The following is a 13,787-nucleotide window of genomic DNA, read 5'->3' as shown; positions in this document are numbered from 1 at the left end:
CAGCCGGTATAGTACAACAAAAGTGACCGGTATCATCGAGGAGTGTCCAGTTCCCGTGAACGCATCCTCGACAGCTTCGAGCACGCGCTGATCCGCGACGGTGAGAGGGCCGCCACCATGGAGGCGGTCGCCGCCGCCGCCGACGTCTCCAAGGGCGGCCTGCTGTATCACTTCCCCTCCAAGGAGGCGCTGGTGGACGGGCTCGCGGACCGGCTCCGGGGACTGGCCGACAAGGACCGCGAGGCCATGACGTCGGCGCCGGACGGAGCGGCCCGCTACTACGTCCGCACCTCCGTGTTCGAGGACAGCGCCCTCGACCGGGCCCTCGTCTCGATGGCCCGCCTCGCCCAGCAGGGCCACCCCACGGCGAAGGCCTCCCTCGCCGGGATCCAGGAACGGTGGCTGGACGCCCTCGAGGCCGAGCTCGGTGATCGCACGACGGCGCGCGCCGTCAAGCTGCTGGGCGACGGGCTCTACTACGATGCCGCGTTCTTCGCCTCCGCCGGTGCCGGCCGGACCAGCAGCGAGGAGATCGAGGAACTGCTCGACGTCGTCGACCTGATCGTCTCCGCCCGCAGGGCCGCCGGCTCCTGATCGGCCGCTCCAGCCATGCGTCCAGGAGGATCCGACCCTAGAGTGGGTGTGCAGGAATATCCGGCACACCCAGCAACCACCGACCAGGGATGACGATGATCAAGGGTTTCAAGGACTTTATTCTCCGCGGCAATGTCGTCGAACTGGCCATCGCCGTCGTGATCGGCGGCGCCTTCACCGCCCTCGTGGGGGCCTTCACCGCGAACATCATCAACCCGATCATCGCGTCCGCGGGCGGCGTCGATGCCGCCGGGTTCGGTTTCCGCATCCGGCCGGGCAACGATGCCACCTTCGTCGACATCGGTGCCGTCATCACGGCGGCGGTCTCGTTCCTCATCACGGCGGCCGTGGTCTACTTCCTCTTCGTCGTCCCCCTGAACCACGCGCACCGGCGCCTCCACCACCGCACCGCTGCCCCGGAGCCGGCGGAGGAGCCGATTCCCGTGGATATCGCCCTGCTGACGGAGATGCGCGACCTGCTGAAGGACATGGCGGGTCGGGATGTCCGGCAATGAGGGGGCAGGAGGCGGCGGTGCGCGTCGCCCCTCCGGTTCCGGTCGCGGATGGGAGCGACGGATCCGCAGCACCGCTCCCGGGGAGGGTTCGATGAACGACGACGCTGCGCGCCGCCGCACCCAGCGCGCCGCGGCGGGTGCGCGGCTCGACCGCCTGGCCGGCGGGCTGCTGGACCGTGCCGGCGTCGGGCGCACCACGATGTTCGGGAGTGCTGCGATCTCCCTGAGTGGAAAGCTGTTCGCCCTGGTCGACAGGGAGGGCCGGCTCATGGTCAAGGTGCCCGCGGAACGCGCAGCGGACCTCGTCGCCCAGGGTGCTGCGGTTCCGGCGCGGATCGGACGAGGGACGGCCCGTGAATGGGTGAGCATCGCGCCGGAGGGGTCGGGGACCGAGGACCAGGACCGCGAGTGGACCGTGTTCCTGCTCGAGGCCTACGACTACGCCGTCCGGCTCCAGGTGGACAGCTCCGACGCCGCCCCGGCCTGAGTCCGTCCGCGGGATCTGCTGGTCGCGGCGACCGACGCTTCCGGGCCGGGTGCAGTGCGGGCGAGGGCTCGCGGCCGGCTGCGGGACGTCAGCGCCGCGTGTCCGCCAGGTCGGAAGTCGACGGCCCTTCGAGCAGCTTCCCGTCGGCCGTGAAACGCGAACCATGGAGCGGGCAGTCCCAGGACCGCTCGGCGTCGTTCCAGGCCAGGACGCCGTGCAGGTGCGGGCAGACGGCCGAGACGCGATGCTGGACGCCGTCGACCGTGCAGATCCCGACGGGCCGTGCACCCTCCCGGATGACGCGCCCCTCGCCCTCGCCGGGTGCTGAGGAGCCGGTCTTCGCGAGACCCGACAGCCACCCGGTCACCAGGCCCACGCCCACGACGGCGTTCGCCTGGGCGGTCTGGAGCGCGTCCGCAGGGCTGACCTTCGTCCGGTAGAGCGTCTGGGCCCACGGCATGTTGCCCCCGAGGATCTCCGAGGACAGAGCCAGTGACGCCGCGACGGCGTTCGTCATGCCCCACTTGTTGTAGCCCGTCGCCGCGTAGATGTGCCCGCCGCCGGCCGGGACCTTGCCGACGTAGGGCACGGCGGCGGCAGGGGCGTAGTCCTGGGCGGACCAGGCGTAGGCGGGCCGCGCCGTGGGGAAGTACTCCTGCGCCCAGCGCGTGAGGTCGTCCACCCGGCCCTGGGTGTTCGAGCTGTGCCCCACCCGGTGGCCGTTGCCGCCCGCGATCAGGTACTTGGTCCCGTCCACCGTCGCCGTGCGCAGGGAACGGGTGGGCGAATCGACGCTGAGGTACATGTCCTCGGGGACGTCGTCCTGCACGGTCAGGGCGACGCAGTACGAGCGCATGGGCTGCAGGACGGCGAAGTAGCCGCCCCGGTCCAGGATCGGGATGCCCGTGGCGAGCACCACGTTCGACGCCGTCACGGCACCAGCACTGGTCTTCAGCTCCACGCCCTCGGACCCGGTCTTCGCGACGCCCTCGACCCGGACGCCCTCGATCAGTGCACCGCCGTGCCGCCGGAGCTCCGACGCCAGGCCGGCCAACACCTCGAGCGGGTGGAACTGCGCCTGGTCCTTCAGGCGCAGCGTCTTGCGGACGGGGAAGGGAAGGTCGGCGGCAACGCCGAGCTCGGTGGCGAGGCCCGCCTCAGTGCATGCCTCGTGCTCGGCGACGAGCTTGCGGGCGCCGGTGTCGGTGGTCGCGTAGTTGACGGCGTCGCGCGTCTCGTAGCCGATCCCGTGCTCGTCGCAGAAGCGCAGGAGCCAGCTCTGGCCCTCGCGGTTGCCCAGAACGTAGGCACGGGCGAGTTCGGCGTCGTGGTGTTGCAGGATGGTCGAGATGCTGGTTCCCTGCAGGAGGGAGAGCTTCGCCGTGGTGTTGCCCGTGGTCACGGCTCCGGCGGTCCGGGCCTCGAGGACCGCCACACGGTGGCCCGCCCGTGCCAGCAGGAGCGCCGTCGTCAGGCCTGTCAGTCCCGCTCCCACCACCACGGAGTCGTACGCGGCGCCGTCCTGCAGGTTGTCGGACGGAATGTGCGGAGCGGTGTCGAGCCAGAGCGATCTCATGGTGGTCCCTTCGCGAGCCGATCGGTCTTCCCACGGAACCACTAAGCATGCTTACAGTCAAGCGGTCCGAGGGCCTGTCGGAGGCGGGCGATAGGGTTGCCCGCGACGACCATTCCCTTCAGGAAGGCACCCTCCGTGCACGTCCAGCTCGTCCTCCCGCAGCAGCTGTTCGAGGAGCACCTCGAGGCGTCCCCGGACACGCACTTCGTGTTCATCGAGGACGACCTCCTGTTCCGCAGCCTCCGGTTCCACCAGCAGAAACTCGTCCTGCACCGGGCGGCCATGACCCTCTTCGCGCGCCGCGTGGAGGACGCCGGCTTCGGCGTGGACTACGTGGAGACCTCGGCCGAGCACGCCAGCCAGGAACGCCTGTCCGCCGTGCTCGCCGATCGCGGGGCCACCCTCGTGACCCACTATGACGTCGTGGATGATTGGCTCGAGCGCCGCCTCACTCGCACCCTCGCCGACGCCGCGGTCGAGGCACGCATCCTGGAGACGCCGCAGTTCCTCACGCCGCGGGAGCTCATCGGCACCTACTTCTCCTCGCACAACTGGCGGATGCAGACCTTCTACGAGTGGCAGCGCAAGCGACTGGGCATCCTGGTGGAGGCCGACGGCTCCCCGACGGGCGGGAAGTGGAGCTTCGACACCGAGAACCGGAAGAAGCTGCCGAAGACGATCGCCCTGCCGGACCTGCCGCAGTTCGAGCGGCTGCCGGACGTCACGGCAGCCATCGCCTGGGTGCAGTCGGCGTTCCCCGACAATCCCGGCAACGCGGAGTCCTTCAACTGGCCCGTGACCCACGGCCAGGCCTTCGACGCCCTGGAAGCCTTCCTCGTCGAACGGTTCGAGCTCTTCGGTCCGTACGAGGACTCGATCGCCGTCGGCCAGACCTACCTGTTCCACTCGGCGCTGAGTTCCAGCATGAACAGCGGGCTCCTCAGCCCTGCCGACGTGGTGGACCTCGCGCTCGACTTCGCCGAACGGCATGAGACGCCGATCGCCAGTGTGGAGGGTTTTCTCCGCCAGGTCATCGGCTGGCGGGAGTACATCCGTGCGTCCTACGTACTCCGCGGCCGGGAGATGCGGACCGGCAACACCCTGGAGCTGACGGCCGACCTGGACCCCCGCTGGTGGTCCGGGGATACCGGGCTGGAACCGGTGGACTCCGTCATCACGCGTGTCCTCGACACCGCGTACGCCCACCACATCGAGCGCCTCATGGTGCTCGGCAACGCGGCCCTGCTGATGCGGGCTCGGCCCGACGCCGTCTACGAGTGGTTCATGGAGATGTTCATCGACGCGTACGACTGGGTGATGGTGCCCAACGTCTATGCCATGAGCCAATATGCGGCCGGCACCATGATCACGACCAAGCCCTATGTCAGCGGCAGCAACTACATCAAGAAGATGAGCGACTTCAAGGACGGCCCCTGGCGGTTCAGTTGGGACGCGCTCTACTGGGAGTTCGTCGGCGATTACCGGGAACTGTTCGCCCGCAATCCGAGGTCGCGCATGAGCGTGATGCTCTACGACCGCATGGACGCCGAGCGGCGATCCGACCTGCGTCAGGAGGCGGCACGATGGATCCCGGGTGAGGAGTCGACGGCGGCGGACGGGTACCGCCACGGCGTGCACACCGGCGCGCGCACGCGGACGGAGGCGAGGGCACCGCTGGAGGAGCGCCCGGCGGACGCGCGGCCGGCGCGGGAGGCACCGGTGACCCAGTCCACCCTGCCCGGCCTATAGTCGAAAGCATGGAACAACGAACCCTTGGAAGAACCAACAGGCCCGTCTCCGTCGTCGGCCTCGGTACCTGGCAGCTCGGCGCCGACTGGGGTGAGGTGGAGGACAAGGACGCCGTCGCCGTCCTCGACGCGGCCGTCGAAGCCGGCGTGACGTTCTTCGACACGGCGGACGTGTACGGTGACGGGCGGAGCGAGACGACGATCGGGTCATTCCTCGCCGCCAATCCGGACCTCGACATCCTCGTGGGCACCAAGATGGGCCGCCGGGTCGACCAGGTGCCCGAGAACTACACCCTGTCCAACTTCCGGCAGTGGATCAACCGCTCGCGGAAGAACCTCGGCGTCGACGCCCTCGACCTCGTTCAGCTGCACTGCCCGCCGACCGCCGTCTACGGTTCCGACGAGGTGTTCGACGCCCTCGACACCCTCGTCGACGACGGTGTCATCAGGAACTACGGCGTCAGCGTGGAGCGCACCGACGAGGCGCTCGCCGCGATCGCCCGGGGCAACACCGCCAGCGTGCAGATCATCCTCAATGCGTTCCGGCTGAAGCCGCTCGACGAGGTCCTGCCGGCAGCCAAGGCGGCGGGGGTCGGCATCATCGCCCGCGTGCCCCTGGCATCGGGCCTGCTGTCCGGCAAGTACACGAAGGACACCGCGTTCGCCGAGAACGACCACCGGAACTACAACCGGACCGGCGCGGCGTTCGACGTCGGCGAGACCTTCTCCGGCGTGGACTACGAGACCGGACTGCAGGCAGCACGTGACTTCGCGGAAATCGTCCCGGAGGGCGTGAGCACGGCGCAGGCCGCGCTTGCCTGGATCATCGCGCAGGACGGCGTCAGCACCGTGATCCCCGGAGCGCGCAATCCCGAGCAGGCCCGGGCCAATGCTGCGGCCGCCGACTCCGTGGGCCTCGGTGCGGAGATCAGCGCCGCCGTGGCCGACATCTACGACCGCCACTTCCGGGCCACCGTCCATCCGAAGTGGTGACCCGCGGCCGGTGACCCGCGGGCCGGAACCCGTCCTTCGGGACGGGTTCCGGTAACCCCGGCCCTGGGCTAGGGTGTGCAGTACCTAAGTCAGACGGAGTTAGAGGACGTCTGTCATTGTTGGCTCATCCACGAAGGAATCGACATGACTGAGAACACCTCGCCCGCCGGCGAATCGCACACCATCCGCGACTGGACCGACCTCGCCGAGGAGATGTGGTCCTACCTGACCGGCCGGGGCGCCGCGATCAACTACACCCTGCAGGACATGACCATCGAGGTGCCGCGCGATATCGGCCCCGACGCTCCCCGCGCCACCTGGAAGTTCGACGGCACGCTGCGCATCACCACGAGCGACAACACCGCCGGCACCTCCCAGAGCTGAACCGCCCCGACCGACATGGCCTCGTCACTCAGGTTCGACATCGACATCGACTTCTCGCTGGCGGAGCCGGCCACCGACGGCAAACCGGAGGCGAGACTGTCCGGCACCGTGAAGGCGGCCGGCACCACGGTCGACGTCTTCGTCGACGATCCCGGGTCCTTCCGCGGCACCAACCTCCCCAGCCTGGGGCAGGTGCGCGGTTTCGCCGAGCAGCTCGCAGCGCGCGGCCTCGCACTCTCGGTGACCGGGCCCAATGGGCCCCTGATCAGCCTCGGCGCAGTGAAACCCTCCCTCGCGCAGCGGCTGATCACGAGGTCCCCGCACATCAGGCTCGGCTCGCCCGGCACGCTCGCGCCGCTGCTCGGCGTCGGCCGCCGCGCACTCGAGAAGGGTGCGTCGCCCTCGGCCCCTTCGCAGTCGCTCCTTCCCCTGTCGACGCCGCTCCCGCTGGTGCCAACCGTCAACCGACGGATCAGGCGGACGATCACGACGACGCACTACGTGCGCGGCGGGGGCCGCCCGCGGCTGATCTTCGTGCAGAACTCCGCGACCTGGAACGGCCAGGTTCCGCGTGAATTCGAACTCACCGCCGATCGCACCACGATCGGAAGCGGTGACGACGCGATGCTGCACCTGGCAGGCCTGGACGACCTCCACGCCGAGGTCCTCCACACGGAGGACGACGAGTACGTGCTCGTCCCCCACGGGGTCGTCACGGGAAGCATGGGGGGCCGGCAGGAATCGGTCCTCCGCACCGGCGCGCGCATCCTGCTCGGCGAGTGGGCGCTGGCCTACTTCCGTGAGGAGTACGCCGACCACGGGCGGCCCTTCGGCGGGCGCAACGGCGGGGAACTCGCCTACCAGCGGCCGCAGCGTGATCCACGGACGGGCAGCACCGAGGTGGACGGATCCACGGGCGTCGGCGACTTCCGGCGCCCGCCGCGCTGAGCACGGTGCAGGCACCGGACGCGTCGCAGGGACCGGTAGGAGGACAAGCACGGCATGGCCGATAGCGTCGAACTCCTGCTGGGCCCGGCGTCGGAGGGATTCCTGCTCGACGACTGGGCCGCGCTGGAGGCAGCAGGCCTGCCCAACCAGTCACAGCACCAGTCCTTCAGCAACGCCCCGCACATCACGCTCGCGGCTGCCGCACGGATCGACGACCGCTACGACGCCGACCTCGCCGCCGCCGCCGTGGGGGAAGCGCTGGAACTAGTGACGGCCGGCTTCCTCGTCTTCCCGACGCGACGGAAGTTCGTGCTCGCGCGGCAGGTCGTGGCAGACCCCGCCCTGACCGATCTGCACCGTCGCCTCTGGGGGGCCCTCGACGGCGTCCCGGACGTCGTGCCGACCACCGTTCCCGGGTCCTGGACGCCGCACATCACGCTCGGTCACGGACTCACCGCGGACCAGTTGGCCGTAGCCTTCGGCATCCTGCGGGATCGTCCGCCGGAGCGGCTCGACGCCGGGATCGTCCGGCGCTGGGACGCGAAGGAGAAGCGCCTCATCCAGCTGGGCGGGGGAGCGGGGCCTCCGCGCTCAGGAGACCTCGGCCCGCAGTGACGCCGGATGGACCAGGACGCCCTGCGGTTCGCGGATCCACCAGAGCCCGGTCGCGCGCTTCTCCGCGCGCGTCGAGAAGCGGTACAGGAAGATGCGGGCCCGGACATAGCGCGGCCGGGCGCCGTCGAACGGGTCCTTGCGCAGCAGCTTCAGGATCAGCGGATCCGCCTGCAGCAGCTTGACCAGGAACGGTGTGAACCAGCCCCGCTCGGAGCCGAGGGCCAGGAACCACATCATCCAGTCGAGCCGCAGGTGGTACGGGGCGAACTGGCGCGGCATGCGGGACGGGTCTCCCGGCTTGCCCTTGAACTCGTACTCCCGCCACTGGGCGCCCGGTCCGACGTCGTCGAGCGTTCCCTCGACGATCACCTCGTAACGGACCTTCGTGACGCTGCCGAACGCGCCGTAGGCGTTGCCGAGGTGCCAGCGGTTGAAGCTCGCGTTCATCAGCTGCCGTTTCGCGAACAGGTTCAGGAGCGACGGCCAGCTCAGGTAGGCGAGGAACAGCATGGCGAGCACGACGACGGCGGTGAACTCCAGCGGGGTCCCCTCGTAGGTCCCGGCGGCGTCAAAGGCCGGGACCACCGCGGCGTAGAAGGAATCGGGGACGGCGGCGAAGGCCAGGATGATCGTCAGCGTGTTGAGCCACGCGAAGTTGCCCGAGAGCACGAGCCAGCCCTGCGTGAGGATCATGACGAGGGCCGCGAATCCGGCGACGGGCTGCGGTGCGAAGAGGAGGAACGGGACCACGAGCTGCGTCACGTGGTTGCCCGCCACCTCCAGGCGGTGCAGCGGCTTGGGCAGCAGGTGGAAGAAGCGGCTTGCCGGGTTCGGCATCGGCTGGGTCTCGTGGTGGTAGTACAGCGCCGTCAGGTCGCGCCAGGAGCGGTCGCCGCGCATCTTGATCATGCCCGCCCCGAATTCGAGGCGGAAGACGAGCCAGCGGATCATCAGCAGGACCAGGAAGGGCGGGGCGACCTCGTTCGATCCGAGGAACGCGACGATGAACCCGGCCTCGAGGAGGAGGCTCTCCCAGCCGAAGCCGTAGAAGGTCTGTCCCACGTTGACGATCGAGGTGTAGAGCCACCAGATGACGAGGAAGGCCACCAGGGGCAGCCATGGCGGCCCCGCCTGCGGGAGCCCGGCCACGAGCAGTGCGGCGATGGCCGCCCCGGACCAGGCGACGGTCAGCAGCAGCCGGTCGGAGTAGCGCCGGTGGAACAGTGAGGGACCGGCCCGCTTCCCGGCCCGTTCGAGGAACTCCGGGACGGGCATCAGGCCCTTCTCGCCGAGGAGCGCCGGGAACTGCGCCACCGCGGACAGGAATGCCACGAGGTACACGGCCGCGACGCCGCGCTGCACGATCTGCCGGCCCACCTCGTAGTCCTCGGCCGCCAGGACGTCGGTCAACCACTCCATTCCTCCAGCGTCCTGTTGCCGCCGAGGCAGCGTCAAGGACACGTCCGTACGCCATGGAGCGGTGCGTCGTGCTAGCGGCGTCGGACCGTTCTTCGGACGCTCCCTGGCGGGCCTGCGGGCACCGGCCCGGGCCGGATCAGCCCAGGTGGTCCACGAGCTGCGCGGCGATCCCGGTGTAGGTGGCGGGGGAGAGGTCCAGGAGCCGCTGCTCGGCCTCGGCGCTGAGCCCCAGGCTGCCGACGAACTCCCGCATGCGTCCCGCGTCCACGCGGTGGCCGCGGGTCAGTTCCTTCAGGCGCTCGTACGGATCGTCGAGCCCCGGCACCCCGGCGATCGCCTCGGCCCGCATGACCATCTGCACGGCCTCCCCGAGGACCTCCCAGTTGCCGTCGAGGTCCGCAGCGAGGACGTCCTCGGCCACGTCGAGGCGGGCGAGTCCCTTCGCCACGTTCGAGATGGCGAGCAGTGAATGGCCCAGGGCCACGCCGATGTTGCGCTGGCTCGAGGAGTCCGTGAGGTCCCGCTGCCAGCGTGAGGTCACGAGGGTCGACGCCAGGACGTCGAGCAGTGCCGAGGAGATCTCCAGGTTGGCTTCCGCGTTCTCGAAGCGGATCGGGTTGACCTTGTGGGGCATGGTGGACGAGCCCGTCGCGCCGGCCACCGGGATCTGGGTGAAGTAGCCGATGGAGATGTAGCTCCAGACGTCGGTGCAGAAGTTGTGCAGGATCCGGTTGAACCGGGCGACGTCCGAGTACAGCTCCGCCTGCCAGTCGTGCGATTCGATCTGCGTCGTGAGGGGGTTCCAGGTCAGCCCGAGACCCTCGACGAAGGACCGGGACACCTCCTGCCAGTCGGCCTGCGGGACCGAGGCGTAGTGCGCGGCATAGGTGCCCGTTGCGCCGTTAATCTTGCCGAGGAACTCCGTCGAGGCGATGCGGTCCAGCTGCCGGTTCAGGCGATGGGCGACGACGGCCATCTCCTTGCCGAGCGTGGTAGGCGTCGCCGGCTGGCCGTGCGTGCGCGAGAGCATCGGGGTGTCCCTCGAGGTCCTGGCCAGCTCCGCGATCGAGGCGACGAGGTCCCGTGCGGCGGGGAGCCAGATGTCCAGCACGGCACCCTTGATGCCGAGGGCATAGGACAGGTTGTTGATGTCCTCCGAGGTGCAGCCGAAGTGGACCAGGGGCTTCAGCCGGCCGATGCCGATGCCCTCGAGGCGCCGTCCGATGTAGTACTCCACGGCCTTGACGTCGTGGACCGTGACCTTCTCGATCTCGCCGAGTTCGGTGACCGAGTCCGCGTCGAATGACGTGACGACGGCGCGGAGCCGGGCCTCCTGGTCCTCGCTGAGCGGCTCCGTACCGGGCAGCACGGCGGACCGTGTGAGGTGGATCAGCCATTCGACCTCGACATGGACGCGGTCGCGGTTGAGGGCCGCTTCCGAGAGGAAGTCGATGAGCGGGGCAACCGCTTCACGGTACCGGCCGTCGAGCGGACCGAGGGTCAGGGACGTGGCCTCCCCTCGGGACAGTGCAGCGAATTCAACCCGGGAGAGCGTGGAGTCAGCCATTGCGCCATTCTTTCACGAGGCCGGCCCCGGAGTTCACGCTGCTGTCCACATACCTGCGGCCCCGCCGGCCCGGCGCCCTGCGTGTTCCTAGCGTTGGGGAACGGCCAGGAAAGGGGCACGGCGATGGAGTGGCTGGAGGCGGGTCCGGCGTTCGGACACGGAGCGGTGGCGGGCGCGGACCTCGCCGCCCTGACGGCAGCCGTGCGGTGGCATGCCGGCAGGCTCGCCGGCATCCGGCGGCATGCACTGTCCGTCTCCCTGTGGTCCTGGGAATCCCCGGCAGGGGACAACTTCAGGTCCTACCTCGGCGAGCGCTGCAGGGAACTCTCCCGGACGATCGACCTGCTCGAGTCGGCAGCCCGCGACCTCGACGAGTACGGCCGGTTGGTCCTCGAGGCGGAAGCTCTCCGGCGGCAGGCAGGACTGTGACGGACGGGCTCCGCCCGGTGGAGGGCGACGACGGCCCCCTGACCGTCCGCGGCGGCGTCGGCGGTATCCGTTTCCAGTGGGAGGAACTCGAGGAGGCGGCCCGCGTGCTCTCCCTCCTCGCGGTGGAGGCAGGGGATGTCGCCGTCTCCCTCGCGCGCCTCGATCGCGAGGTGTGCGAACTGCCCTGGCGGGTCCTGCACCTCCAGCTCCTCGGGGCCGGTGCGGGACTGCACTACCAGGACGCACTCTCGCAGCTCGACGGCGCGCGGACGACCGCTGCCGACAACGGGCGCTCCCTGGCCTCGACGGAGGAACGGCTCCGGGCGAGCCTGCGGGCCTACCGGATGGCGGACGGCGTGGCGGCAGCGGCCGCTGATGCGGCGCGGGCCGGGAGTGCGGCGACGATCCGCGCGGTTGCCCGCGGAGCGATCAGCGGGGGAGTGGTGGAGGTCGGTCCGATCGCACTGCGGAACCGGGCGGCCGGCACTCCGGTGGCGTTCGACGGGACGGTCGAGGGCGTCGTCGGCCGGTTGGCCGCGGTGGAGGCCGACGACCCGGGGACCTTCGAGGTCCTCCGGGCAGGGACCGCGGGCAGCCCGGTCTACGTCGTCGTGCTGCCGGGAACGCAGCCCGGACCGGGGGAGGCGGCGGGAAGCAATCCGTTCGACATCGGCGGCATCGCGGAGGCGCTCGCGGAAGACAGCCTCTTCACCGGGGCGGCCGTCCTGGATGCCCTCGGGCGGGCCGGCGCCCATCCCGGTGATTCCCTGATCGTCGCGGGGTACAGCCAGGGTGGCCTCCACGCCGTCAACCTCGCCGGCGCGATGGGCGGGCGGTACGACGTGCAGCTCGTCCTGACGGTGGGTTCTCCCACCGGCTGGCACGCATCCGGCAGCAGCGAGTACCTCCACCTGGAACACAGCGCCGACGCCGTCCCGGAGCTCGATTCGACCCTCAACAGCGACGACCGCCACCGCACCACCGTCACACTGCACACCCCGGTGCCGGACCCCGGGCGCAGCACGGACGGGTCGCAGGAGCCGTGGGGCCTCGGCCCGGCGCACAAGCTGGACAACTACGCGGAAGGGGCCCGCCTCGTCGACGCGAGCGAGGCGCCGTCGCTTGCGCCCGCGACGGCCCTCCTCGCCGCGGCCGGCGCCGCCGGAACCGCGCGCCGCTATTCCTTCAGGGCGTTCCGGCGTCCCCGCCCGGCAGGGGCACCGGGACCCCGCGTGCACACGGGGCGCAGGGAAGCCGGTCTAGGCTATGGCCATGACGTCGATCGATGACCTGCCGGTAACGCCCTCCGACGAGCCGGGCGCGGTCAGCGGCCCCGCCGGAATCCGTCCCCGCGGTGTCCTCGGCAAGCTTCCCCGCTACGCGGCCGGCAAGCCGCCAGTCGTCGTCGAGGGGCTGGAGAGCTTCAAGCTCTCGTCGAACGAGAACCCCCTGCCGCCGCTGCCCGCCGTCCTCGAGGCGATCGCGTCCGAGACGTCGATCAACCGGTACCCGGACCCGCTGACCACAGCCCTGCGGACCGAACTGGCGGGCTACCTGGGTGTCCCCGCCACCGACATCGTGACCGGCGCGGGCAGCCTGGGCGCCCTCAACCAGATCCTCGCCACCTTCGCGGGGCAGAACGATTTCGATGCACCCGACGAGGTGGTCTACGCCTGGCGGTCGTTCGAGGCCTATCCCATCAGCGTCGGACTCGCCGGTGCGGCCGGCGTCCAGGTGCCGGTCCGGGCGGACGGCACGCACGACCTCGAGGCCATGGCCGCGACGATCACCGACCGGACGCGCGTCGTCCTGCTCTGCACGCCCAACAACCCCACCGGTCCCATCCTCACCCGCCGGGAGGTCGTCGACTTCCTGGCGGAGGTGCCCCCGCACGTCGTGGTCGTGATCGACGAGGCCTACCAGGAGTTCGTCCGCCGCCCGGACGCCGTCAACGGCATCGACCTCTACCGGGACTACCCGAACGTGATCGTGCTCCGCACCTTCTCCAAGGCCCACGGCCTGGCGGGGCTGCGGGTCGGGTACTCCGTCTCCCAGCAGGCGCTCACCGAGCACCTGAGGGTCAGCGCCGTCCCGTTCGCCGTGTCACAGATCGCCGAGCACGCCGCCGTCACCTCGCTGCGCCACATCGGGGAGGTCGAGGCGCGCGTGCAGTCGATCGTCGATGAGCGCACCCGTGTGGTGGAGGGGCTGCGCGGTCTCGGGTGGACCGTGCCCGAAGCCGAGGGGAACTTCGTCTGGCTGGCGCTCGGCGAGCACAGTGAGGACTTCGCGGCGAAGGCCGGGGAACGTGCTCTGTCGGTACGCCCCTTCGGCTCGGAGGGCGTGCGGGTCTCCATCGGCGAGGAGGCGGCGAATACGCGCTTCCTGGAGCTGTGCAGAGGCTACACGCACCGGCCCGTCAGCGAGTGATGCGGTCTTAAATAGGCCCAGGGGCCCGCGCTGACTAGTCTTGATCAGTACGTCGCCGGGACATATGTTCTTCGGTGTATGG

General features: G+C 70.0%; 14 protein-coding genes. 11 read left to right on the top strand and 3 right to left on the bottom strand.

The window, feature by feature from the left end:
* Positions 1 to 42 precede the first annotated feature (42 nt).
* The 3 genes from ACX80I_RS04465 (at position 43) to ACX80I_RS04455 (ending at position 1,596) form a co-directional block, all read left to right on the top strand.
* Positions 43 to 594 carry a TetR/AcrR family transcriptional regulator gene (locus tag ACX80I_RS04465; RefSeq protein WP_459343942.1) on the top strand — a complete coding sequence of 184 codons (552 nt, stop codon included), beginning with the start codon at positions 43 to 45 and terminating at the stop codon, positions 592 to 594.
* A gap of 95 nt (positions 595 to 689) precedes the next feature.
* On the top strand, positions 690 to 1,109 hold the full coding sequence (gene mscL / locus ACX80I_RS04460) for a large conductance mechanosensitive channel protein MscL (RefSeq protein WP_459343941.1): 420 nt from the start codon (positions 690 to 692) through the stop codon (positions 1,107 to 1,109).
* Positions 1,110 to 1,200: 91 nt separating this feature from the next.
* Positions 1,201 to 1,596 (top strand): TfoX/Sxy family protein, encoded by a 396-nt coding sequence (locus ACX80I_RS04455; protein WP_459343940.1) that lies wholly within the window; start codon positions 1,201 to 1,203, stop codon positions 1,594 to 1,596.
* A gap of 88 nt (positions 1,597 to 1,684) precedes the next feature.
* On the opposite strand, the gene ACX80I_RS04450 is transcribed toward ACX80I_RS04455, so the two are convergent.
* Positions 1,685 to 3,172 (bottom strand): FAD-dependent oxidoreductase, encoded by a 1,488-nt coding sequence (locus tag ACX80I_RS04450; RefSeq protein ID WP_459343939.1) that lies wholly within the window; start codon positions 3,170 to 3,172, stop codon positions 1,685 to 1,687.
* Positions 3,173 to 3,307: 135 nt separating this feature from the next.
* Here ACX80I_RS04450 and ACX80I_RS04445 point away from each other — a divergent pair, with 135 nt between their 5' ends.
* The 5 genes from ACX80I_RS04445 (at position 3,308) to ACX80I_RS04425 (ending at position 7,860) form a co-directional block, all read left to right on the top strand.
* Positions 3,308 to 4,921: a cryptochrome/photolyase family protein gene (locus ACX80I_RS04445; protein ID WP_459343938.1), complete on the top strand. Its 1,614-nt coding sequence runs from the start codon at positions 3,308 to 3,310 to the stop codon at positions 4,919 to 4,921.
* 8 nt (positions 4,922 to 4,929) lie between these two features.
* The gene (locus tag ACX80I_RS04440; RefSeq protein WP_459343937.1) at positions 4,930 to 5,913 is read left to right on the top strand and encodes an aldo/keto reductase; all 984 of its coding nucleotides are present in this window, start codon (positions 4,930 to 4,932) and stop codon (positions 5,911 to 5,913) included.
* Positions 5,914 to 6,057: 144 nt separating this feature from the next.
* Positions 6,058 to 6,297 carry a hypothetical protein gene (locus ACX80I_RS04435; RefSeq protein ID WP_459343936.1) on the top strand — a complete coding sequence of 80 codons (240 nt, stop codon included), beginning with the start codon at positions 6,058 to 6,060 and terminating at the stop codon, positions 6,295 to 6,297.
* 15 nt (positions 6,298 to 6,312) lie between these two features.
* Positions 6,313 to 7,245 carry an FHA domain-containing protein gene (locus ACX80I_RS04430; protein ID WP_459343935.1) on the top strand — a complete coding sequence of 311 codons (933 nt, stop codon included), beginning with the start codon at positions 6,313 to 6,315 and terminating at the stop codon, positions 7,243 to 7,245.
* A gap of 54 nt (positions 7,246 to 7,299) precedes the next feature.
* Positions 7,300 to 7,860 carry a 2'-5' RNA ligase family protein gene (locus ACX80I_RS04425; RefSeq protein ID WP_459343934.1) on the top strand — a complete coding sequence of 187 codons (561 nt, stop codon included), beginning with the start codon at positions 7,300 to 7,302 and terminating at the stop codon, positions 7,858 to 7,860.
* Here ACX80I_RS04425 and ACX80I_RS04420 read toward each other — a convergent pair.
* Both ACX80I_RS04420 and purB read right to left on the bottom strand, forming a co-directional pair.
* Positions 7,837 to 9,279 (bottom strand): lipase maturation factor family protein, encoded by a 1,443-nt coding sequence (locus ACX80I_RS04420; RefSeq protein WP_459343933.1) that lies wholly within the window; start codon positions 9,277 to 9,279, stop codon positions 7,837 to 7,839. The genes ACX80I_RS04425 and ACX80I_RS04420 overlap by 24 nt on opposite strands.
* A gap of 136 nt (positions 9,280 to 9,415) precedes the next feature.
* The gene (gene purB / locus ACX80I_RS04415) at positions 9,416 to 10,846 is read right to left on the bottom strand and encodes an adenylosuccinate lyase (protein WP_459343932.1); all 1,431 of its coding nucleotides are present in this window, start codon (positions 10,844 to 10,846) and stop codon (positions 9,416 to 9,418) included.
* A 123-nt stretch (positions 10,847 to 10,969) separates the two neighbouring features.
* Between purB and ACX80I_RS04410 the strand changes: the two genes are divergently transcribed.
* From ACX80I_RS04410 to ACX80I_RS04400, 3 genes are read left to right on the top strand one after another with little or no spacing between them, the layout of a single operon-like run.
* Entirely contained in the window at positions 10,970 to 11,275 is a 306-nt protein-coding gene (locus tag ACX80I_RS04410; protein WP_459343931.1) for a hypothetical protein, read from the top strand.
* Entirely contained in the window at positions 11,272 to 12,564 is a 1,293-nt protein-coding gene (locus ACX80I_RS04405) for an alpha/beta hydrolase family protein (RefSeq protein ID WP_459343930.1), read from the top strand. Before ACX80I_RS04410 ends, ACX80I_RS04405 begins: the two co-directional genes overlap by 4 nt.
* The gene (locus tag ACX80I_RS04400) at positions 12,548 to 13,705 is read left to right on the top strand and encodes a histidinol-phosphate transaminase (RefSeq protein WP_459343929.1); all 1,158 of its coding nucleotides are present in this window, start codon (positions 12,548 to 12,550) and stop codon (positions 13,703 to 13,705) included. Before ACX80I_RS04405 ends, ACX80I_RS04400 begins: the two co-directional genes overlap by 17 nt.
* Positions 13,706 to 13,787: the final 82 nt, after the last annotated feature.

Source organism: Arthrobacter rhamnosi, from assembly GCF_054510855.1.
This window is presented reverse-complemented; position numbering and strand designations above follow the sequence as displayed.

Bases quoted from the DNA above. Each gene is read 5' to 3' on its own strand.
- mscL (WP_459343941.1), top strand. From the start codon at position 690: ATGATCAAGGGTTTCAAGGACTTTATTCTCCGCGGCAATGTCGTCGAA.
- ACX80I_RS04455 (WP_459343940.1), top strand. From the start codon at position 1,201: ATGAACGACGACGCTGCGCGCCGCCGCACCCAGCGCGCCGCGGCGGGT.
- ACX80I_RS04450 (WP_459343939.1), bottom strand. From the start codon at position 3,172: ATGAGATCGCTCTGGCTCGACACCGCTCCGCACATTCCGTCCGACAAC.
- ACX80I_RS04440 (WP_459343937.1), top strand. From the start codon at position 4,930: ATGGAACAACGAACCCTTGGAAGAACCAACAGGCCCGTCTCCGTCGTC.
- ACX80I_RS04435 (WP_459343936.1), top strand. From the start codon at position 6,058: ATGACTGAGAACACCTCGCCCGCCGGCGAATCGCACACCATCCGCGAC.
- ACX80I_RS04430 (WP_459343935.1), top strand. From the start codon at position 6,313: ATGGCCTCGTCACTCAGGTTCGACATCGACATCGACTTCTCGCTGGCG.
- ACX80I_RS04425 (WP_459343934.1), top strand. From the start codon at position 7,300: ATGGCCGATAGCGTCGAACTCCTGCTGGGCCCGGCGTCGGAGGGATTC.
- ACX80I_RS04420 (WP_459343933.1), bottom strand. From the start codon at position 9,279: ATGGAGTGGTTGACCGACGTCCTGGCGGCCGAGGACTACGAGGTGGGC.
- purB (WP_459343932.1), bottom strand. From the start codon at position 10,846: ATGGCTGACTCCACGCTCTCCCGGGTTGAATTCGCTGCACTGTCCCGA.
- ACX80I_RS04410 (WP_459343931.1), top strand. From the start codon at position 10,970: ATGGAGTGGCTGGAGGCGGGTCCGGCGTTCGGACACGGAGCGGTGGCG.
- ACX80I_RS04400 (WP_459343929.1), top strand. From the start codon at position 12,548: ATGACGTCGATCGATGACCTGCCGGTAACGCCCTCCGACGAGCCGGGC.